Annotated in this window: 16 protein-coding genes; 9 read left to right on the forward strand and 7 right to left on the reverse strand. The window is 68.9% G+C overall.

The genetic code is table 11. The annotated features are described in order from the left end of the window. Window positions 1–116: 116 nt before the first annotated feature. Both ABZ738_RS22575 and ABZ738_RS22580 read right to left on the reverse strand, forming a co-directional pair. Window positions 117–1754, reverse strand: a complete 1638-nt coding sequence (locus ABZ738_RS22575) for a hypothetical protein (RefSeq protein WP_131051169.1) — start codon at window positions 1752–1754, stop codon at window positions 117–119. A 266-nt stretch (window positions 1755–2020) separates the two neighbouring features. Beyond that, a complete protein-coding gene (locus ABZ738_RS22580) occupies window positions 2021–2599 on the reverse strand; it encodes a hypothetical protein (protein WP_176093488.1) in 579 nt (192 codons plus the stop codon). Window positions 2600–2684: 85 nt separating this feature from the next. Between ABZ738_RS22580 and ABZ738_RS22585 the strand changes: the two genes are divergently transcribed. Then, a complete protein-coding gene (locus ABZ738_RS22585; protein ID WP_357216029.1) occupies window positions 2685–3308 on the forward strand; it encodes a CGNR zinc finger domain-containing protein in 624 nt (207 codons plus the stop codon). Window positions 3309–3455: 147 nt separating this feature from the next. Here ABZ738_RS22585 and ABZ738_RS22590 read toward each other — a convergent pair whose 3' ends face one another. Then, window positions 3456–4598: an HEXXH motif-containing putative peptide modification protein gene (locus ABZ738_RS22590; RefSeq protein WP_357216032.1), complete on the reverse strand. Its 1143-nt coding sequence runs from the start codon at window positions 4596–4598 to the stop codon at window positions 3456–3458. Between the two features lie 345 nt (window positions 4599–4943). Between ABZ738_RS22590 and fxsT the strand changes: the two genes are divergently transcribed. From fxsT to ABZ738_RS22605, 3 genes are all read left to right on the forward strand, one after another. Then, entirely contained in the window at window positions 4944–8708 is a 3765-nt protein-coding gene (gene fxsT / locus ABZ738_RS22595) for an FxSxx-COOH system tetratricopeptide repeat protein (RefSeq protein WP_357216035.1), read from the forward strand. 85 nt (window positions 8709–8793) lie between these two features. Next, window positions 8794–9744: a hypothetical protein gene (locus tag ABZ738_RS22600; RefSeq protein ID WP_357216038.1), complete on the forward strand. Its 951-nt coding sequence runs from the start codon at window positions 8794–8796 to the stop codon at window positions 9742–9744. Continuing rightward, the gene (locus ABZ738_RS22605; protein ID WP_357216041.1) at window positions 9741–10871 is read left to right on the forward strand and encodes a hypothetical protein; all 1131 of its coding nucleotides are present in this window, start codon (window positions 9741–9743) and stop codon (window positions 10869–10871) included. Before ABZ738_RS22600 ends, ABZ738_RS22605 begins: the two co-directional genes overlap by 4 nt. Here the strand turns inward: ABZ738_RS22605 and ABZ738_RS22610 are convergent. The 4 genes from ABZ738_RS22610 to ABZ738_RS22625 all read right to left on the reverse strand — a co-directional run bounded on the left by ABZ738_RS22610 (window position 10839) and on the right by ABZ738_RS22625 (window position 15889). Beyond that, on the reverse strand, window positions 10839–13016 hold the full coding sequence (locus ABZ738_RS22610) for an AAA family ATPase (RefSeq protein ID WP_357216044.1): 2178 nt from the start codon (window positions 13014–13016) through the stop codon (window positions 10839–10841). The genes ABZ738_RS22605 and ABZ738_RS22610 overlap by 33 nt on opposite strands. Before the next feature lie 86 nt (window positions 13017–13102). Continuing rightward, window positions 13103–14005 (reverse strand): hypothetical protein, encoded by a 903-nt coding sequence (locus tag ABZ738_RS22615; protein ID WP_357216047.1) that lies wholly within the window; start codon window positions 14003–14005, stop codon window positions 13103–13105. Window positions 14006–14015: 10 nt separating this feature from the next. After that, on the reverse strand, window positions 14016–14879 hold the full coding sequence (locus ABZ738_RS22620; RefSeq protein WP_357216050.1) for a hypothetical protein: 864 nt from the start codon (window positions 14877–14879) through the stop codon (window positions 14016–14018). Window positions 14880–15073: 194 nt separating this feature from the next. Next, entirely contained in the window at window positions 15074–15889 is an 816-nt protein-coding gene (locus tag ABZ738_RS22625) for a DUF3152 domain-containing protein (protein WP_357216053.1), read from the reverse strand. Between the two features lie 131 nt (window positions 15890–16020). Here ABZ738_RS22625 and ABZ738_RS22630 point away from each other — a divergent pair, with 131 nt between their 5' ends. The 5 genes from ABZ738_RS22630 (at window position 16021) to ABZ738_RS22650 (ending at window position 20951) form a co-directional block, all read left to right on the forward strand. Continuing rightward, on the forward strand, window positions 16021–16524 hold the full coding sequence (locus tag ABZ738_RS22630) for a SigE family RNA polymerase sigma factor (RefSeq protein WP_131051172.1): 504 nt from the start codon (window positions 16021–16023) through the stop codon (window positions 16522–16524). Continuing rightward, window positions 16521–17249, forward strand: coding sequence for a hypothetical protein (locus tag ABZ738_RS22635; RefSeq protein ID WP_131051173.1), 729 nt, complete (start codon window positions 16521–16523; stop codon window positions 17247–17249). Before ABZ738_RS22630 ends, ABZ738_RS22635 begins: the two co-directional genes overlap by 4 nt. Window positions 17250–17324: 75 nt before the next feature. After that, window positions 17325–17918 carry a TetR/AcrR family transcriptional regulator gene (locus tag ABZ738_RS22640; protein WP_357216057.1) on the forward strand — a complete coding sequence of 198 codons (594 nt, stop codon included), beginning with the start codon at window positions 17325–17327 and terminating at the stop codon, window positions 17916–17918. Between the two features lie 199 nt (window positions 17919–18117). After that, a complete protein-coding gene (locus tag ABZ738_RS22645; RefSeq protein WP_357216059.1) occupies window positions 18118–19662 on the forward strand; it encodes an MFS transporter in 1545 nt (514 codons plus the stop codon). A 185-nt stretch (window positions 19663–19847) separates the two neighbouring features. Continuing rightward, complete coding sequence (locus ABZ738_RS22650; RefSeq protein WP_357216061.1) at window positions 19848–20951, forward strand: glycosyl hydrolase 53 family protein; 1104 nt, start codon at window positions 19848–19850, stop codon at window positions 20949–20951. Window positions 20952–21037: the final 86 nt, after the last annotated feature.

Below are 21037 nucleotides of genomic sequence, written 5' to 3' on the forward strand. Positions count from 1 at the left end.
CGGGCCGGGGCGCGGCGGCCACAACGGGGAATTCACGCGCCGCCGACGGCACCGTCCGAGCGCTGGCCACCGCCGCTCGACCCGCGGTGCCGGAGCCGGGACGGCAGGTGGGCGGATCAGCCGGTCGGCTGGCACACCTTTCCGGTGAAGGCGGGGTCGGGTTGCTGGAAGCGGGACCAGGCGGGATTCGCGGCGATCGGCAGCGGAGGCGCCTGCCAGGCCGCACCGAGACGCTGCAGCAGGGGGTACTCGTCGCGTTCGTGCCGGATCGGTTCGCCGGAGAGGAAGGCGAGCAGCCGGTCAGCGACCAGGCTTCGGTTGAGGAGGCCACCGTGCACGCCCGGCATCTCGAAGACGGGGATGCGGCTGTACTCGCCCGGTGGCGCCTCGGCGGCGGTGGTGGTGGGGATGAAGGCCACCATCCGGATCCCGGGTACGGGGCACATGAGTTGGTTGCGATAGAACGGCGCGTCGTCGACCAGGGACCGGATGAACGGTTCGTCGGGACCGGTGTGCGGGCCACCGACCAGACGCATCGCGCCGAACACCAGCCGCAGTTGCCACCCGGTGGCCACGCCGAAACCCCGGTTCTCGTGCGGCGGCGGGTAGTAGGCGCGTCCCGCGTTGATCAGGGGGCTGAACATGGCCAGGGTGTCAACGGCGGGATGCGCCCCCTGCTGCAGGTAGCTGCGGGCGACCATGGCGCCCTCGCTCTCGCCGATGAGGGCGATCGGTCGTCCGGTGCGCTGGTGCAGCCGTCGCACCTGCTCGTCGAGCAGTCGGACACTGTCGGCCACCGAGATCGCGGTGTCGCGCGATCCGTAGGGCAGGGGAGCGCCGTGCGAGCTCAGCCCTCGGTAGGAGAAGCGTTCGACCCGCTCGTCGGGAGGCTGCTCGCCCCCGTAGGACGAGCCGTAACCGGCCAGGACGATGACCGCCTGCGGCACGTCGGGTGGCAGCGGGTGGTCCAGGACCACCGCCTCGGCCCGCAGGTCCTTGCCCGGTACGGCGTCGACCAGCACCGGGATGAGCATCGGCACCGCGAGGGCCAGCACCACCGCGACGGGGGTCGCCGGCACCCACGCCCACCGCGTCGACGGATTGATCAGCGCGGTACGGATGATCCGGTTCCACAACAGCCCGTTGACCACCCCTGCCACGGTGGCCACCGGCACCGTCCACCATCCCGGCAGACTCCAACACAACGCGCCGGCCATGGTCAGCACCACGAAGTTCAGCAGTGACCAGCCCACCAGCGAGATCGACGGCAGCCCCCGCCACCACGGCGCCAGCACCGCAGCCCGTTGCAGGAACGGCGCCAGCAGGAACATCGGCACCACCGAGGCCAGCAACACCCAGGACAGCGCCACCACCGACGCGGCCACCGAGATCAGCGCCCACGGCGCGACGAAGACCGCCACCAGCGCGGCGAGCCCGAGATTGCGTCGCAGCAGCCACCGCACCGGCGGTCGTGGCACCTCGCCCGGCCACGCCAACACCACCAGCAGCGTGTGGAACAGACCCCGAGCCACCACCAGCATGCCGAGCCAGAGCGCGAACGAGGGCCAGGAGTCGTGGTAGACGTACAGCCATCGCAGGTCGTGGTAGGTGTCGTACGGCCACACCGCCGCCGTCTGCGGCGCCAGACCCTGCGCCGCGACGAATCCCAGTGAGACCACGACGGCGGCCTCGATGGTCGGGGACACCGAGGTGAGCAGCAGCAGCGCAGCCAGTCTGCGGTCCGCCGCCAGCACCCCGCCTCCTCACCGTCGCCCCGTCCTGCACCGACGGGGTGGATCGCCGTCGCCGCCGGTGCCGAGGTCTTCATGATGCGCTGGCTGGTCGTCGCGAGCGGCGCAAACGGCGTAGCCGGGCCGTCTGTCCGTGGCCCACCAGATCGACGTGCTCACCGTGCTGCGCCGCTGTTCGTACCCGCCGACACGCGTGACCCGGCCGCCGGCTGACCTTTACCACCCGCCTCTGCGTCGGACGCGCGGCCGGGCCGGGCCGCGTCGCACGCTCAGTTCGCCGCGTCGCCGAGGGCGACGCAGACGTTCTCCTGCCGGCCGACGGCGAGTGCCAGTCCACGGGTGCCGGTCGCGTCGATCGAGATGACGTGCAGGCCGTCGAGGATGTAGTAGCCACGCGGGTGGAGATCGCCCGGCCGGAACCCGAACCCGGCCGGCCCGACGATGGTGTAACGCAGCCAGCCGCCGTCCGGCCGGTACTCCAGCAGCCCGGAGCCACCCGCGTCCCGGCGTACGGCCTGCCCGGTGTCGGTGTTGACGAAGTCCACGGTCAGCGGTCCCGCGAACTCCTCATGTTTGACGGTGCCGTCGGGATACCGGGCGAGCACCCGGACCCGGATGTCCTGCGAGACGACGCGGACGCCGAGCGGGAACGAGCAGTAACGGCCGGCCGGGCCGGTCCATTCCTGCTGGACGTAGGGGCGCCAGGGCTCGGGGTGGGGGCCGCGTCCGGCCTGACGATCCGATGCCGTCGACGGTGTGCCGGTGCCCCGAGCGGCCACCGGGCCGGCGGGAGCGAGCAGCAGGGCCGTGGCCGTGAGGGCGGCGAGCACTGTCCTTGCCAGGTGCATGTCATCCACCTAACCAGTTCTCAAGTATTAACCGGTGTTGATGAGATTAATGGTTAGGTGGGCGGAGTCAAGGCACACTGTCGGGATGCACTGGGTGAACGTCGAGGGCTATCCGATGCCCATCCCGATCGGCGGGCATCCCGCCCTCGAACTCTGCAACACCTGGGCCGGCTGGGCCGCTCCACCCAGCCCGGAACGCGAATGGCTGCGCGACTTCGACCGCCTCGCGGTATGGACCGGGCACGTCAGGCTCCTCACCCCGACCAGCGTCGCCCGACTCCGCGAGCAGGGCCGCCGCGACCCCACCGCCGCCCACGAGGTGCTCGCGGCGACTCGCCAGCTGCGTACCGCGCTGCACGACGTCCTGCTCGACCCGCACGACACCGACGCGTTCCGGCACGTCGCCGAAGAGGCACGACGCGCCGCCGCCGCCGCGACCCTGGAGACCGACCGCACCGGGCTCGCCCACTGGTCACTCCCCGACGACCTCGGCCTGCGACTCCCGCTCCTGGCCGGTGCCCGCGCCGCCGCCGACCTGCTCACCACCCCCGCCCGCACCGAGGTACGCGCCTGCCCCGCCGACGACTGCGGATGGCTCTTCCTCGACCCCCGGGGCCGACGCCGCTGGTGCAGCATGGCCACCTGCGGCAACCGCGCCAAGGTCCGGGCCTGGGCCGCCCGCCGACAACCGGGCCGACCACCGTTCTGACCTGCAGTTCGGCGAATGCCCTCGCCGAACTGCCTGCCCCGTCGATCATCGGTGCGGCACGACCGGGCAACACGACGCCACCGGACCGACCAGCCGCTGCTCATCGGCCACGCGCCGTCGGCATATGCTCATCGAGAAGGAACCGCACTACGAATTCCGTGACAGCCACAGATGCCGATGGGCGGTGCCCCGGCGGGCTGCCTCTCTGCGGCTTGTCGATGTGACTGACTCCGTACGCCATTGATCGAGGCGTTCGTTCATCAGGCCTACGAATCGCTGTCCGATTGGCGACAGTACATCGGTGGCCAACAAATCTGCCGTCGCCCGCGCCGTGGCAGTGTGCCATCTGACGAACTCCACCTCGGCCTCCGCGCGGGCTGCGCCGTCGGGCTCGGCGCGCAGTTCCCGGCGCCAGAAGCCGGCTACGCCGAGATGAGCGTACGCGCCGTGCAGCAGCGCGCCAGCCGGGCGCGGGTCGGGCCGCCACGGTGCGTAGAAGCGGTCGTTCACCCCCGGGCGGACCAGCGGGAACATGTCCATCACCACGGACAACTTGGCGTGCTGCACCTCGTGCGCCAAGGTCGTCGCGACTGACCGCGAGTCCTCGGGCAGGGACATCACCAGCAGCCCGAAGCCGTGGCGGAGTGTCGCGCTCGAGTGGCCGGGCCCGGTCCGGGCCTCGGGCACCAGTATCGACATGGTCGCGGCGACCTCGTCAGCCACCTCTCCGTGACGCCGTGCGAGGAGTCCCCAGCCAGCGCTCATCCGGGCACGCCACAACCGCAGCCGGGCCGGGTCACGGGTCAGGTCGCGATCCGATCGGGCGCCGACCAGGTAACCGTCGACGTCTGCCGTGACGATGCGCATGTCCAGCCGCCGCCCATCGGCGTCGAGACAGATTCGGGCTGTGGAGGTGACCGGGCGGGCCAACTGCTCGACGAGAGCGGCCAGGCCGCCGGGATCGGCGCTCGGTCGCTTCCCGGCCAGGTCCTGCATCGTGCGCAGGGCCCACAGTCCGGTGACCGGCGAGCAGATGACCCGCCGGGCCGTGGCCGGCGCGTGCTCGGCTAGCCGGCGCAGTTGGCGGTACGCGTACGTCGCAGTGGCCGCATCCGGATGATTCAGCCGTCGTGCCGAGGCCACCGTCGCGTGAACGAGAAGGAGGTTCTTGCTGTACTGCGCGCGACGCAGGACCTTGATCGCCTGGCTTCCGCCTCCGCCTCGGGCGAGCGCCCGGAATGCCGTTTCGGGCATCCGTAACGGATCGACTTTCACATTCCGCCGGACCATTAAGATCAACCTCAGTAAGAGCGGACACCGTCTCTTATCCTCGGTGCCGGACGGCCACCGCCGCATTCTTGTCTTGGGGGCTTGAATGGATCATGAGGGCGATCGTAGCCTCATCTCAGATCTTACCGATCTAGACGGCGTCAACCTACGTCGGGTTGACAACATAGACGAGTCACTTCTGCTGGCCGGACTACGCCGGATTCTGCAGGAAGCGGGTGAACTGACCGAGCAGTACCAGGCGTTTGACAACTTCACCGACACACAGGGGGTGCCCGGCCAGGCGCGCAGCGACGACGCTGTGAGGTAGGGCCGCAGAGTCCTGTGCAGTCGATCCGCGGAGATCACATGATCGTCAAGGACCCGCTTATTGTGCCCTCTGTTCCCGCACCATTGACGGTCTCCTTCCTGGCCCCGGCGAGCAATACCGGACGGACCAGCGTCGTGGCCAACCTGGCCTGGTTGTTCGCGCGGCACGGGCGAGACACCCTGGTGCTGGATCTGAGCGCTGAGGGCGCGCCGGTGCACGACTATCTGTACCCGCTTCTGTCCGAAGAGGTCCGTGCCGATCAGGTCCTCGCCGCCGGTGCTGCCGACCTGCTGGACACCGCATCACCTGACGGTGCGGTCGCCCGACGATACGCTGCGGGCCCGGGGCGGCTCGACGTCATCCGAACGGATGCATTCGACGTCGGGACGGCCGCGGCACTGCGTGGTGCGTTGCGCGACACCGCGTACGCCAACGTGTTGGTGGACGCCTCAACTGGTAGTTCACCGCGGACGCTAGCAGCGATCGCTGCCTTCTCGGACCGCGTTGCGGTGTGCGTCAATCCACAGAGCGGCAACGTGCGCGAGGGCGCCCGACTGGCCGCCGATCTGGCCGTCCAGCGGGTGGGAACCCTTCCGATGGTGGTGGTCGCCAGTCAGTTCGGCGGCGACCCGGAGCAGGAAGAGCGCAGCCGCGGCGAGATCTACCGGGAGTTCGCGTCGCTTCATGTCGACGGCTCAGTGCCACTCCTCACGCTGCCACCGCAGCCGTACTTCGACTACCTTGCGCTGTTGAAAGAACCGGCTGGGTCGGACGTCCGAAAGGCGTACGCCCGGTTGGCCTCAGCGTTGGTCCCGGACGATCCAGTCCCGCCCATCGACGTGCCGTCCAGCCTGAGCAACCGCTATGTGACCGCGATGGACCACAAAGCCGGCTCCATGCACCGGGACCACACCGGGGGCTCTATCCGCATTTTCTACCATCCGACGGATCAGCTCCGAATGGAGTGGTTGACCCGGCAGTTGGTGAACAACGGCATCGACGTCGACCTGGTGTCGGCGACGGCGACGGCGACGGCGACGGCGACCCGGCCCGGCGACGGCCCATCGATCGTGCTGGCATCTCCCGCGTGCGATGTGGCATCACCCGCCCCGGCCGGCGAACTCGTGGTGGTCGCGCTGCCAGGCTCGGTCCTGCCTGTGGGTGGGCCGTCGTATGCAGTGGTGGACCTCACCGACGAACCCACCCCGACGTCCGCAGCCGGCCGGCTGTTCGGCGCGCTCTGCATGACCGGCCTGGCCGCCGAACTCACCGGTGGGTCGCGCCGCCTGTTCGCCGCACCGAACCACATCAACGGCCTGCCGGCGCGCGACGTGCCGTTCGTCGGTCGCGACGAGGAGATCGACCAACTGCGCGAGACCTTCACCCGCGCCGGGCACCAGATGGTCGTGGTGCGGGCGGTGAGTGGGATGGGCAAGACCGCGCTGATTCGCGAGTACTACGAGCGTTTCGGCGCCGACTACGACACGGTGTGGTGGATCCCGTCGCACGACCTGCGGGCGGTCCGACGATCGCTGGCGGAGTTGGGCGACGATCTGGCGGTCCGCCCGCGCGGCGACGTCGTGGCGGCGACGATAGAGGTGCTTGGCCGCGACACTCCACCGGATGACGCGTCGCCGCCGGGCCGCTGGCTGCTCGTCTTCGACGGCGTCGGTGATCTCGCCGAGCTCGACGGCCTGGTGCCGACGGGTGGCAACGGCCATGTGTTGATCACCACGCAGAACCCGGCCGAGCCGGCGACCGGCAGCGTCCTCCCGCTCGGTCCGCTTGCGCACAAGGATGTCGTCGAAGGGCTGATTCGTGTCGTCGGCGACGCGACCGTCGGCCAGGTGGTCCTCACCGAAAGTGACGCCGGAAGAGTGGCAGACGCCGTGCGGGCGGTACCGATCGGTGTCCGACTGGCACACACATACCTGGTGCAGGTGCTGACCGGCCGCGACCCCCGGCTAGCGCCGGGCAGCACTGTCGCCGAGCGCGAGGAACTGCTGGCGGCGGCGCTCGACGCGGTCTGTGCGGCGGCCACGTCTGCGCCTGGCTTCGGCAATCTGCTCGAGCGTGTCCTCGAGCTGTTACACCGGGACCCGTACGGCCGTCGGGCCCGTCACCTCGCCGAGATATGCGCTTTCCTGTCCCCCAGCGGGGTGGATCTGCGCCTGCTCCGTGCGCCGGCGGTACTGGCCCGGTTATGGTCCGAGACCGACAGCGAGATCACCGGCGACGACATCGACCGGACGATCTGGACGGGCGCGGCGGTCGGGCTGTTCTCGGTACGCTGGCTGGAATTCGAGCCGCTGCGCACGGTGCCCGCGCTGCAGCGGATGCTGCTCGACCGGATGTCCCCGGACGAACAGGCGGAACGACGCAGTCAGGTGCGACAAGCCCTCGCCGGGGTGGCGAACGCGCTGCCGTGGGATGCCGACATCCGGATGCGTACGCCGGAGGCGAAGTGGACCTCGTCCATCTACGCTGAACTGCAACGCCACGTCGCTGCGTGCGGGGCCTTGGAGGACGACGACCCGGCCGTGCGGGAGTGGATGGTCCGGCAGTTCCGCTACCTGGTGCGCACCGCCGACCAGGACCACCTGCGCCACGCCCGGCCGCTCCTTGCCGCCTCGTTCGATCGATGGCACCAGGCGTACCCCGAGGACCTGCTGACCCTGCGGCTCGCCAACGAGCTGACCAACGCGCTTCGCGCCCTGGGCCTCTACCGCGAGGCATTGAAGCTCGACATGCAGATGCTGCGCGAGTTCAGCGGCCTGCTCGGTCGTGATCACTTCCGCATCCTGGTGGTGCACCGCGGCATCGCCGCCAACCAGCGCGCGCTTGGCCAGTTCGACCGGGCCCTGGCGATCAGCCAGATGGCCGAGGGGCTCTTCGCCGACACGCATGGTCCCGAACACCCCGAGACGTTGACTGCCCGCCACAACCTGGCGGTGTCCCAGTCCCTCGCCGGGCAGATGCGGCGCGCGCTGGATACCGAGCGCGCAGTGCTCAGTGGGCGGCGGCGACTGCTCGGCGACACCGGCCGGCAGACGCTCTGGTCCGAGATGGAGATCGGCATCTACACCCGCGAACTAGGCGACTTCATCCAGGCGGCGACGACACTGCTCATGGTCGACCGGCGTATGCAGGCGGCCAAGTTGCCACGCCAGCACACGCTGCGCCTGCGGGCCCGTCGGCACTGGGCGATCGCCAGCCGGCTCAGTCGGGCCGGTACCGACTGGCGTGGTGCCCTCGATCAGGTTCTTCGGGCGTACGAGGATCTCTTCGGGCCGGACCACCCGCAGAGCTGGGCCACCCGGCTGAGCCTGGCGGCGGAGAAGAGCGACGACGGTGACCAGGATCGGGCTGCCGAACTTGCCCACAGCGTCGTGGCGTACTGCGACGTGAATCTGGGCAGCCACCCGTTCACTGCCGGGGCTCGGACCAATCTGGCCGTGTACCTGCTCCGTGCCGGCAGCGACGCGGACGCGGTGAGACAGGCGCAACAAGGGCATGAGGAACTGCTCGATCTGCTCGGTGAGCCACATCCGTGGACGATCGGTGCACTCCTGGGCCGCGTGCTGGTCGAGGCGCAGCAGCACCGTCACGCGGTCGCAAAGGATCTGGCCGACGAGGCCTACGACCTCGCGACGCAGTACCTGGCTGGCGTTCCCCGGCACCCGTGTGTGTCGATCGCCGAGGAGTGGCGACGTCGGCTGAGGGCGGACGAGATGGTCGACCCGCTGCTTGACTGGCCGTCGGGGTGTCCCCGATACCTGGAGATCACCATCCCGGAAACATGACCAATCGGCCGAAGCGCATCAGTGGCAATCGATGAAAGAGTCGCCCTGGTGCTCACTGTCAAGGCCACCGGCAAAGGAGGACCGCATGAGCACCCACGAGGTGCGGGAGCAAGCCTCGGGCGTCAATGGTGATCGCACCATCGAGCGCGTAGCGGTCCATGTCGGAAACTCCATGCGTACCATCCGCGAGACGTTCCGGGCCTACCTGGCGAGAGTGCCCCAGTTGCACCACCTGTCGCACTACACCCAGACCGACTGGGACTTCTCGATCGGCGCGCCGAGCCGCACTGATCATGCCGTGATGGGAAGCAACCTGGTGGCCGCGCTGACCCGCCTGAACGATCTGCTTACGCCGGTCGGCACCGGCGCTCTGATCCGCGTGGTAACACACTGCGACGGCGGTGCCGTCCTATGCAACACGATCATGCAGGGCGAGCGGGCGGTCGGCGTCGCCCTTGACCCCTCGAGCCGTCATTCGCTGAGGGACGAGCCGACCCGGCAGGCCGACATGGCCGTGGCCGAGTTGGTGACCGAGTTGCGAGCCGGCTTCGGTCAGCGGAGCCAAGATCCTGGCGGCTTCCAGAACGCCGAGCTCGACAACTCTTTGCGATGGGTGCCGCCGGAGATCCACGGCGACCTGGACGCCCGGATCCGGGCCGTCCTGGATCCGTTGGATCTGCAGTACGTCGCGGTGCTGCACGAGGGCCGCCTGATCGTGGTCAACGACGTCTTCGACGAGGGCGCCACGGAGGTGTTCTTCCGCGCCGGCCACACACCCGCCGGACGGCGCGACTTCTACGCCCGCTTCCTGCCGACCCTCCAACAGCACTCCCTCGACATCGGCGGGATCGTCAACGCGACGATCGGCCGGAACATGCGCCGCCTCGTGCTCGACGTCCAACGTGGTGCTATCTGCGCCTACCGCGTGGATCCGCGGACAACGCTGGTCGGCATCACGTTGAACCAGGATCAGGTCGCCCTCACCGACATCAAGACCGAGTGGCTCAGCCGCACACCCCACCCGGACGCCGGGTGATGAGAAACCCTTCGGTCCACGACTTCGGCCGGCTCGGTGCCTTCATCGCAGTGGTGACGACCGGCGCTCTGATCACGATGTGGCTCGGTCTCGACGGTCTGGCCCAGTCCGAGCCGTACGCGGTGGTGGCAACCGTCCTGCTCGCGGTCGGGCTGTTCTCGAGCAGCGCCGGAATCAGCCTGGATGAGGCGCGTGCCGATGTTCGGACCGTCGTTCTGGCCGTCACCGTCGGCGTGCTGGCTAAGGCCGCGATCATTACCGGGATCATGTGGATCTTCTTCCGCCGACCCGAGATGATGATCCTCGGCGTGGTTGTCGCGCAGATCGACCCGCTGTCGGTCGCCGCCATCCGGGAGCGGTCGAGGCTGTCTCCGCGCGCGCAGACCATTCTCGCCGCGTGGTCCTCGTTCGACGATCCGATCACCGCACTGATGACTGTCTACCTGGCGGTGTGGCTGGTCGGAGGCACCTCGTCCGGCCCGCTCGCACTGGCAGCCGGCACGGGGTCGGCGCTCGTCCAGGTATTGCTGAACCTCGGCCTTGCACTGATCGCCTATGGCCTGTGGAAAGTGACCGGCGGCACCCGTCCGGCCACTCGCCTGCGCCTGCAACTCGCCGTTCAGCGTGTGCTGCTGGTCGGCGTCGCGGTAGCGGCGGTGAGCCGGATGCTGATGCTGGGCCTGGCGCTCGCCGGCCTGTTCTTCCGCCCCCGCATCGACGGATTTCTGTCCTGGGCCACGCGGATCGCCTTCTGGCTCGCCGCCTTGGCGGTCGGCATCGGCCTCACCGAGGGCGTCAGTCTGTGGGCGGGCGTCGTGCTTGGCGTTGCCGCGTTCGGGTCGCAGTGCCTCGTCGGGTACGCGTTGACGGCGCGGCTGCCCTGGGAGGACCGCGTCGCTCTGGCACTCGGACACCAGAACGGCATCACCGCGATCATCCTTGCCCTGCTGCTCGAGCCGATGGTCCCCGGCACGCTTTCGGTGGTGGGGCCGGCGATTGTCGTCGTGAACCTGCTGCACGCGGTCACGAACACCATCTGGGCTCGCATCCCTCGGCCGCCCGCGCCGCCGGTGATCCCGCAATCGGGAGTGCCGTCAGCCGACCGGCCGGTCGAAGCGTCGGCCTAGCGTCACGCGGATCCTGTTTCCCAGGCCCTCCAGGCCCTCCGGAACGGTGCGGCGCCTCCGGCCGAGCCGGGCGACCGCAACCGGCTCGGTGAGCCAGACCAGTTGCTCCACTGCCAGGCCCGGAACGGTCTCGCAGATCGTGTCGAAGCGCCGGCACGCGATCTCCAGCCTCTCCCACAGTTGAACGTCCGGCTCTCGGCTGATCGCCTGCTCGTACCACGTGGCAACCGCACGGCGGAACGCGCCGAGTAGCCGCTCCAGCAGGAAGCCGGCACCGGCAGCCTGTAGCACCTCGGCCGCGTCCAGCCGATCCATCCGCGGCCCCTCGGCCGCGGCTGGGCCCTCGACCCGCAGGGCCTCGGCGAACAACGTGTCCACCTCGGCGAGCCGGAACAGCGCGGCATCCGCATCGTCGAACATGGCCTTGATGTCGTCGGGTAACGACGCGGCTGCCGGCGATGTCTGCGACGGACCGGCCTGTAGCGCGCGCAACAACTCCACGATCTCGGCGAACTGGCGGTCCGTGTGCGCCCGGAAGCCCTCTACCCGCGTCGAGGTCTGGCCCAACAGCCGGTAGATGTTCGACTGCTGACGGACGACCCGGTCAAGGTCGGACAGCCACGGGCGGGCGTCGGTGTCGGCGGGGCGCGCCGGCAGCAGCCGGTCGACCGCTGACTTGAACGCCGCGGAGAACTCATCGCCGAACTCGGACAGCTCGACCTGCAGCGGGCGGCTGCCGACCGAGTTGGTCAGACCGGCCGTGAGCTCGGCTGACAGCAGGCCGGTCACCACCAGGATGACCGCCACGTCCCCCGGCTCGCGGCGCAGGACCTGGACCCGTTCCCCGATACGAGAAGCAATGTCCTCGCTCAGCACGAAGTCGATAATCATGATTGCGCAGTGCGCATCCTCGCGGACCTCGGCGTAGTAGTCGACCGCGACGCCGGGCTGGCCGATGCGGCGATCAATGGCGTACGGCCAGCCGGACGCGCTCAGCACACTCTCGATCTCGCGGTGAACGGTTGCCGTCACGCTCACGTCGTACTCGCCGCGTACGGCCTCGCGCACCATCGCGGGTGTGACGTCGACGCCCTTCGCCACCGCGTCCCGGTAAAGTCGGTAGCCCATTCTGACCACCGTCCGTGCCACGCCGCCGACCAGCGCCACAAGATAGTCGACCGTGGTCTGGGTGAACGGCGCGAGCGCCGCCGCGCCCGCCGCGTCCGGCCGGTTGCGGGTGATGACGGCGCTCACGTCCTCGGCCGTGAACGGTCGCATCCGCACTGGTTCGCCGATGCGCTGCTTCACGCCCGCTTTGAACGACTCCACCGACTCCGGCACGCCGGCCAGCAGGAGGAATCCACCAGCCCGTCCGAAGATCTCGAGAAACTGCTGGAACGAGGCGATCACGTCCGCGCTGGGACGGTCGCGGCGCAGCAGGATCTGTTCGATCTCGTCGATGACGAGCAGGAACGGGATGCCGACGTGTCCGTAGAGGAGCGTGAACACGCCCATCGCCTGCAGCGCCAGTTGCTCGGTGTCGATGGTCTGCTCGACGCCCCGCTCGCGCAACAGCGGGTCGGGCGCGTGACCGAGCAGCCACTCGCGGACGGACGCTTCGAACTCGGGTCGCAGGAGCAGGGTCAGTGCGATGCTGAACTCAGTCTGCGAGGTCACCTTCTGCAGCAAGCCCTGCAGTGATTGCAGAAAGTCGCTCTGCGCGAGTCCGTACCGTTTCACCACCGCGACCGGGTCGAGCGCACCAGCATCCAGGTCATTGGCGATACGCTCGGTCAACTCGGAACCGCGCAGCGAGTCGGCGACGATGGCCGCGTAGACCTTGCGGACCAGATCCAGTACCTCGGTGCCGGACTGTTTCAGCAATTGATCCGCGAAGTCCTGGTACAGCTCGACGAATGTCTGATTGCGGGCCAGCAGGTACATCGTGCGAACGTTGCGGTCGGCGGTCTCCCGGGCCTGGTTCAGCACGTGCTGTGCCAGATAGGTCTTGCCCATACCGTGTTCGCCGGTCACCGCGAGGACCCGTCCGCTCCGGGTGCCGCGTCCGGAGAGATAGGTGGCGACGGCGCGAGCGGCCTCCTCGATCGCGGGGGTGGTGATCGTAAAGCCCGCCGGGTCATACATAGACCCCAGGGGAACGGGCACGAAGGGATTGGCGCCTGGGTCAGGGTTGCGCCCGCTCGAACTCATCGCTCATCGATTACCTTTCACTATTCGCGGCCCAACTGATAGTAGACCTCCAACACATCCAACCAGGTGATCCTTTCTGGCAGGCTGGACGAACTGCGCAGACCTTCGTACATCAGGTAGAGAAAGTTTTGGAACTCCCGGATGGACTGCCTGCGCGAGGAGATCATTTTTTCGGCGACTGCCGGCTCAAGTACGGGGTGCGTATTCGTGAGATCGTTGAGCCTGAACCTGTTCTCGACGAAGGCCGCGCCGTGGCCCCTGCTCAGCGGGCCGACCTCGAGCAAGATTGGGCGACGGTGGCTCGCTCCCTCGACCTGCGGCCTGACCGCGCCCTCGGCGAACTTCCCACCGAGTTCGGCGAAGAAGACCAGATTGGGTTGACTGAGTTGGGCGTACTGAACGATCTCCTCGATCCGTTCGGTCCGGGGCAGCCGGACCAGGACGATCACTTTCTCCTTCACCATGTACTGCAGGCGTGAATAGATCCAGACCGGCTCTCCGGCCAGCCGCTCGCGGTCGCGCTCCTCGAAGTTCGCGATGCCGCGTCGGTGAAGCGCGTACGCCACCGACTCGGCGACCTGGGCCAGCCGGGCGTCCATCTGGTCGGTCACCGTGGCCTCGCTGCGGGTGTCGATCTCCACAGCCTGATGTTCCGCCGCCTCGACCTTGGCCTTGGCTCTCCATGCGCACTTGTTGATCAGAGAGGACTTGCCGCCGCCGTCCATGCCCATCGCCACGACCAACTGACCTCTTCTCGTCAGCTCGTCGGGCCTCGGAAGAGTCCGTTCGAACTGCAGGAAAGCCTCCTCAGTGTTGTCGATGGCGACGTACTGGTCCAAGACCTGCGCGGAGTCCCCGCTCAGCGGGTCGAGCGCGTCCCACGGGTCCGACCGGTCCGGAAGCGAGAACGGGTTCTTGTTCATGGCAGGCTGCTCAGCTCCCCATGCCGTGCTTGGATCCGGCGGTGTGCGGCGTGCGCGTCCCACTCTCGTACTCGGTCGCGACCTCTTCTGCCTCGGCGACGAGGGCCCCGACTCTGGTCAGAATGAGTTCGGCAAGGCTGTTGTCGATCTTTCCTGCCCGGCCCACCACGTCTCCGCGTAGTTCCGTCTCCAGGCGGGTCCGAAGCCCCTGCGGACGGCCCCGGTCGCCCGCTGCGGCGGTCACCGGAGCGAGTGCGGCGGCCAGTTCGAGACGGCGCTCGTGCATCGTCGCCAGGAGTTCGTCGCCGGGTGCGGAACTGTTCGCCCGCAACTGCAGGTATGCCTCGGCGGCCTGGCTGAATCGCGTGGCTGCGGCGCGGACGGCGTCGGTACGGGACCGGCGGAGGGCTTCCGCGTCCCTGCGAACGGACGTCAGATAGCTCAACCACGAGGTGAGTCCCACCGGAACGAGCGCCGTCACCAGGGCGAGCACGAAGGTGAGCACCGTACTGCCACCGCCCGCCGTTGCTGTGGGCGCGCCCGAGGCGGTCGCGGAGAAGGCAGCACACGCCACCCGGAAATCGTCGGCGGTCGCACCGTCCACACGCCACTCTCGCAGCGGAATCGTCCTTGTGCCGATTTGCACCTGATCCGGGGCGTTCTCGACCGGCTCGCCGAGCTTGAGGTTTGCGACAGCTTGCAGGAAGTCAGCGCGACGCTCGGGTGCCAGACAATAGACTGCCTGCGCGTTTGCCTGCGCGGCCGCATTCCCGTTGTCAAGGAGGAGAACGGTGAGAAGTGCGGCGACGGCCACTACGCCGGAGAACGCGCCGATCCACAGTCGAGACCGCCGGACGTGCCCGATTGCTCCCACGGCCGGTAACTCTAGTCACGATCAATGATCAATAATAGGTGGTGGACGGCCCGGATAGACGACTGTCGGGGCCGTCCCACGCCTTACCGCCGAACGGTTTCCCTCGCGCGATTGATCGCGCTTCTCGATACTCCGCGAGGGGCGGTAGGAGAGGCTTTCACCCGGGTCGCGAGGTCTGACGGTAGGGGTGTGCCTCAGTCGCTCGGCATGCCCCGGTCGCGGGGCGGGATCCGATCCTCGTAGGCCCCGGGCGGCCCGGAGTGACGCCTGCCGTCGAGGTACGGCAGGCCGTTGGCGGTGCAGCCGTGCAACCCCAGTGTCTGCTGCTGCATCACCGGAGCCGGTCGGCCACGTCCCGGGCACAGTTCGTGGCCCATGCCGAGGCGGTGACCGACCTCGTGGTTGACCACGTACTGGCGGTAGCGGTCGATGTCCTTGCCGAAGCCGGGTGCTCCTTTGACCCACCGGGCGACGTTGAGGACGACCCGATCACCGTTGCGGCAGGAGGTGTAGCCGTCCGGCGTGTCCTGGCACAGCACGTCCCGGGTGACCGGGGTTGCCAGGTAGATGGTGAAGTCGGGCCGGCGGCCGGGGCCGACCCGGCGCAGTTGCCACTGTCCGCCGGCGGTCCAGCCCTGCGGGTGGGCGAGGGCCTCGGTGACCTGGTCGGCGAACTCAACAAGCGGAATGCCCCGGATGCCGCGCTCCATCGCGACCTGGTAGCGCAGTAACTGCCCGGCGCCCCGCCGCCCCGAGCCCGGCTCGCCGGGCGCGATGTCCCACGTGTTGTCGCCCGTCGCCGGATAGCCGACCGGCGGCGGAGGCGGTTGCGCGAGGGGAACGGCGGTCACCGTCGGTGCGGCGGTCACCGTCGGTCCGGGGGGTTCGGCGGCCCGCGCGTCCGCGTCGGCGGTCGGGGCGCATCCGGCCAGCAGCACGGCGATCAGCGGTACGACCAACGGCGGAAACGCATCCCGGGCGGTCCGCACCCCGGTGTCGAACGAGCTCATGGTCCTCCGTCCATGGGGCCTGCCGCTGGTCGTGGCAGGTGGTAGAAGGACGGCCGACGATTCCGGAAAGTTGATCCGTTGGCGGCTCAACCTTTTCGCGGTGCTGCCCGTCAGAGACGTCGTGAGGCAGCATGGCCAGGGGTGACGCGGAGTTCGTCGAGTTCGTCCGGGCGGCATCGGGACGGCTGGCACACGCCGCGTACCTGATGACCGGCGACCATCACCAGGCCGAGGACGCCGCGCAGGCCGCTCTGGTCCGGACGTACGCCTCCTGGTCGAGAGTCAGACGCGACGACCCCTACGCCTACACCCGACGGGTGATGACCAACTACATCGTGGACGGTTGGCGGCGTCCGATCCGGGAGCATCCCACCGACGAGGTGCCGCACCGGCATCGGGATGACGTCGCGGACGAGGTCGCCGCCAGACGGACGTTGCAGCACGCTCTCGGCACGCTCACTGCTCGTGAACGGGCGATCGTGGTGTTGCGCTACTTCTTCGACCTGCCGGAACTGCAGGTGGCCCGCGAGCTGGAGGTCTCGGTGGGCACGGTGAAGAGCACGAGTTCCCGTGCGCTGGAGAAGCTGCGTCAGACCCTTGTCGAGTTTCCGGACACGCGGGGAGGGGATCGATGACCGAGGCAGACCGCCTCCGTGCGGCGATGCAGGCGACGGAACAGGCCGAGTGGAGCCGGTTCGACGTCGAGACCATCATGCGCGACGGCCGTCGGCTGCGCCGTCGCCGCTGGGCGGTCCAGGGTGGCACCATCGTGCTCGCGATCGTGCTGGTCGTCGGCGTCGCGGTCGCGTGGGACCGACCTCGCCCCCCGGAACCGGCCGCGCCACCGGACCCGGCACCCACCGCGACCGCCACCGCATCGACTGAGCAGACACCCACCGGCGTCGCGACACCCCCACCGGTGATCGGCGACGTCGTGCGGACCGGCATCTGGTATGGCGACGAGGAGCGGGTGTTCTACGTCGTCCCGGTCAGCGTGCCCCGCGCGCCCGGGGTGACGATCGGGTTGGCCGCCGGACGGCGTACCCCCACCCAGCAATTGACCTTGGACTTCCTGGTCAACGACGTCGAGGGTGCCGACCGCCGGCCCGGTTTCCACCAGATCGGGTACGAGCCGTCGGGTGAGGTGCTGCCGGACGACCCAGTGCCCACCTTCGGATACTTCGTCGGGCCCGCCGCAGGGATCGTCGGCACGGTCGGCGGCCAGACGGTCACGGCGCGGTTGGCTCGTTGGAGTGCGGACACCGATGTGGTGATCTTCTGGTTCCCTCCGCAGGCACTCCGGCCGGGGCAGCGCTTGGACGGCATCCGCGCCTGGGATGCGCGGAACCGGGAGCTCTGAGCACGTTCACGCCGACGCCCTCATCTGTCCGCTTGCGTTGTAGTGTCGACCAAATGGTCCGTAGCGGAGTCGAGGGTGGGTGCGCCGGTGACTGAGGGGCGGCAGACGCGAAACGCGGAGCGCACTCGGCGTGCCGTGCTCGATGCGGCCACCCCGATGATCCTGGAGAGAGGCGACGGCATCACCCTGGCCCAGGTCGCCACCGCCGCCGGGGTGTCGAAGAGCGGCTTGATCCACCACTTCGGCAGCCGGGAGCAGCTCGTGATGGCCGTGGTGGAGGATGCGTACGAACGCTTCCAGGAGGCGGTCCTCAGCCATCTCGACCTGTCGGAGAACTACCCCGGCAAGATGCTCCGCGCCTACGTTCGCGCCCTCTGCGCGGGAAGCACCGACGTCGTGGCGGCGCGCGACGTCGCGTCGGTGCCGATCTGGAGCGGCCTGTACGCGGTCCCCGGGATTGCCGCTGTGGTGCGGGAGCGCAGTGAGTGGTGGAGCGAGCAGCTCGCCGCCGACGGGCTGAGTGCCGAGCGCGTCCAGCTCGTGCGTCGCGCCGCCGAGGGGGTCGCCATCGCGGTCCTGCACGGGGAGGAGGACGAGGCGAGCATCGCGACCGCGCGCCGGCTCCTGCTCGACCTCGCTACGGACGGCACCTTCCCCGCGCCCATCTGACCTCTCCTGCGGCCTTTGGGGCCTGCTGTGCCGTTCGGCACAGCAGGCCCTTTTGCGTGCCGGGGTCCTGGTAGGGCCCGTCCGAAGGAGTGTGGCGGCACGCTCGTCCGCCACAACAAACCGCCTGTGTTGTCTAACCGACCATCTGGACGGTAGCTTGGCGACGTCGCCGCCCCGCCGACTGCCGACAGGAGTCTCGATGAATGACGCCCCTCCCAAGGCCACCGCCAGAACCTGGATCGGTCTCGCCGTCCTCGTCCTGCCCCTGCTGCTGATCACGATCGACGGCACCGTCCTGATCCTGGGCCTACCGGCGATCTCCGCTGAGCTGAGCCCCACCGGCATCGAGCAGCTGTGGATGATCGACATCTACTCGCTCGTTCTCGCCGGCCTGCTCGTGGCGATGAGCACCGTGGGCGACCGCTTCGGTCGACGACGTAACCTGCTCATCGGCGCAGTCGTCTTCGCGATCGCCTCCGTGGCCGGCGCGCTGGCCACCTCGCCGTGGATGCTGATCGGCGCCCGGGCCCTCCTGGGCGTCGGCGGAGCGATCATGATGCCCTCGACGCTGTCCCTGGTGCGCAACATGTTCCTCGACCGGCAGCAGCGCCGCTACGCGATGGCCGTGTGGGGCGCGATGGCGTCGGTGGGCGCGGCGGTCGGGCCGATCCTCGGTGGCTGGGTCATCGAGGCATTCAGCTGGCAGGCCGCGTTCCTGATGAACATCCCCGTGATGCTGCTTCTCGTGATCGTCGGTCCGCTGCTGCTGCCCGAGAGCCGCAACCCCGAGCTGCACCGGATCGACCTGCTCAGTGTCGTGCTCTCCCTGGTGGGCATGATCGGTGTGGTCTACGCCCTCAAGACCCTGGCCGGTGGCAAGGACACCGGTCTCGCGGTGACGGCCCTCGTCGTCGGCCTGATCGCGGTCGCCCACTTCGTCCGCAGGCAACTCACCCTGCCGACGCCGCTCATGGAGGTCCGGCTGTTCACGGTGCGGCACTTCCGGGGCGCCGTGATCGGAGACCTGCTGTCGATTTTCGCGATGGTCGGCGCGCTGGTCGCCCTCATCCAGCACCTCCAACTCGTGCTCGGCCTCAACCCGCTCCAGGCCTCCGTCTGGCTCATACCTCAGGCGGTTCTCGCCGGCACCGCCGGATTCGTCGCGGCGACCCTGGTCAAGCGCGTCCTGCCCGCGTACGTCATCGCGGCCGGCCTCCTGGTCGCCGCCGCAGGCTTCGGGTTGACTACGTTCCTGGCGCCGACATCGAGCCCGGCCCTGGTCGCGACCGCCCTCGCGCTGGTCTCGCTCGGCGCGGGCATCGGCCTGACCCTGAGCAACGACATCATCATGAGCTCCGTCAAGCCCGAACGAGCCGGTCAGGCCGCCGCGACCTCGGAGACCGCCTACGAGATCGGCACGACGCTGGGCACCGCCGTCCTGGGCGGGATGCTCGTCGCCTGGTACACCAGGGCCTTCACCGCCGGAACCGAGACGCTGCACCTGCCGGAGTCCCTGGCCGAACGGGCATCCTCGACGATGGCCGAGGCCCTGCTGGTCGCCGACGAGGTCGACAGCGGCACCGGAGCCTCGATCCTCGGTGTCGCGACGACCGCGTTCACCGACGCGATCACCGTCACCGGCGCGATCGGCGCAGGGATCATGGTCCTCGCCGCGATCTGGTCCCTCGTCACACTTCGAGGTGCGGCCGCCAACGCGGACCTCGCCGCGGAGCACGAGCACTGACCCGTGCCGCCCACCACCAACTCATCGATGTGCGTCGACACTCGGCGGGCTGACTGCCACACTGGATGCGCCTCTGACCACGGTCGGCGTACCCACCACCTCACCTGGTCCCCGAACCGTCCGGCAGCCCCGCCGGACGTGCCCGCTCCCCGGCGGGCATCGCATCCTCCCCGTGAAGGAGCGCCATGAAACGGTCCCTCCGGGCCGCCCTGGCGGTGGTCGTCCTCGCCGCCCCGCTGGCCCTGACCGCCCCCGCGCAGGCGGCCACCACCCTCACCATGCGCGGCGCCGACGTCTCGTCCCTGCAACGCAGCCTCGACCTCGGGGCGCGCTACCACAACGCCTCCGGCGCCCAGGCCGACCCCTACGACATCCTCGCCGCCAAAGGCGTCAACTACCTGCGGCTACGCGTCTGGAACAACCCGATCAGCGGCTACAACAACAAGGCGAAGGTGCTCCAGCAGGCCAGGACGATCAAGGCGAAGGGCTTCAAACTCCTGATCGACTTTCACTACTCGGACACCTGGGCCGACCCGGGCAAGCAGTATCCGCCCGCGGCCTGGGCCACCCACTCCCTGAGCCAGTTGCAGAACGATGTCTACACCTACACCCACGACGTGTGCAGCGCCCTGAAGGCACAGGGCACCACCCCGGACGCGGTGCAGATCGGCAACGAGATCAACGTGGGCATGCTGTGGCCGACCGGTCGGGTCGTCAACGACGACTTCGCCCCGCTGGCCAGCCTGCTCAAGCAGGGCCACCGCGCCACCAAGGCGTGCAACGGCGGCACCCAGGTGTGGATCCACACCGCCAACGCCGACAGCCTCGCCAACGCCCGCTGGTTCTACGACGGCATCCGGTCCCAGGGCGTCACCTGGGACGTCACCGCACTGTCCTACTACTGCATGTGGCACGGTTCGCTGGCGAACCTGTACAACGTGATCGCCGACGTGAAGTCCCGCTACGGCAAGCCGGTGGTGCTCGCCGAGACCGCGTACCAGTTCACCACGGCGAACGCCGACCACCAGGGGAACGCGATCCCCGGCACCGTGCTGTGCGACAACATCCCGGCCACCTGGGCCGGGCAGGCACAACAGTTCAGCTGGGTCCAGAACACCGTGCGCAACGCCGGCGGCGTCGGCGTCTTCTACTGGGAGCCGACCTGGTACGCGATCCGGGGCAACGGCTGGGACCCGGCGGACATCAACGGCAGCGGCAACGGCTGGGACAACATGGCCGTCTTCGACTGGAGCGGACGCGTCAACCCGCACGTGGTCTGGACCCCGTGACCCGCCACCCCTGGTCCGGCGGTTGAGCCGACCGCAGTCTGTCCACTCCCGACGATCGGCCGATGGAACATCCGCGAGCACCCGAT

Origin of the sequence: Micromonospora sp. NPDC047793, from assembly GCF_040642635.1 — a bacterium.
Lineage (GTDB): Bacteria > Actinomycetota > Actinomycetes > Mycobacteriales > Micromonosporaceae > Micromonospora.

Coding starts and splice junctions, on each gene's coding strand:
- ABZ738_RS22580 (WP_176093488.1), bottom strand. CDS start 2,599: ATGCACCTGGCAAGGACAGTGCTCGCCGCCCTCACGGCCACGGCCCTG.
- ABZ738_RS22585 (WP_357216029.1), top strand. CDS start 2,685: ATGCACTGGGTGAACGTCGAGGGCTATCCGATGCCCATCCCGATCGGC.
- ABZ738_RS22590 (WP_357216032.1), bottom strand. CDS start 4,598: ATGGTCCGGCGGAATGTGAAAGTCGATCCGTTACGGATGCCCGAAACG.
- fxsT (WP_357216035.1), top strand. CDS start 4,944: ATGATCGTCAAGGACCCGCTTATTGTGCCCTCTGTTCCCGCACCATTG.
- ABZ738_RS22600 (WP_357216038.1), top strand. CDS start 8,794: ATGAGCACCCACGAGGTGCGGGAGCAAGCCTCGGGCGTCAATGGTGAT.
- ABZ738_RS22610 (WP_357216044.1), bottom strand. CDS start 13,016: ATGTATGACCCGGCGGGCTTTACGATCACCACCCCCGCGATCGAGGAG.
- ABZ738_RS22615 (WP_357216047.1), bottom strand. CDS start 14,005: ATGAACAAGAACCCGTTCTCGCTTCCGGACCGGTCGGACCCGTGGGAC.
- ABZ738_RS22625 (WP_357216053.1), bottom strand. CDS start 15,889: ATGAGCTCGTTCGACACCGGGGTGCGGACCGCCCGGGATGCGTTTCCG.
- ABZ738_RS22630 (WP_131051172.1), top strand. CDS start 16,021: ATGGCCAGGGGTGACGCGGAGTTCGTCGAGTTCGTCCGGGCGGCATCG.
- ABZ738_RS22635 (WP_131051173.1), top strand. CDS start 16,521: ATGACCGAGGCAGACCGCCTCCGTGCGGCGATGCAGGCGACGGAACAG.
- ABZ738_RS22645 (WP_357216059.1), top strand. CDS start 18,118: ATGAATGACGCCCCTCCCAAGGCCACCGCCAGAACCTGGATCGGTCTC.
- ABZ738_RS22650 (WP_357216061.1), top strand. CDS start 19,848: ATGAAACGGTCCCTCCGGGCCGCCCTGGCGGTGGTCGTCCTCGCCGCC.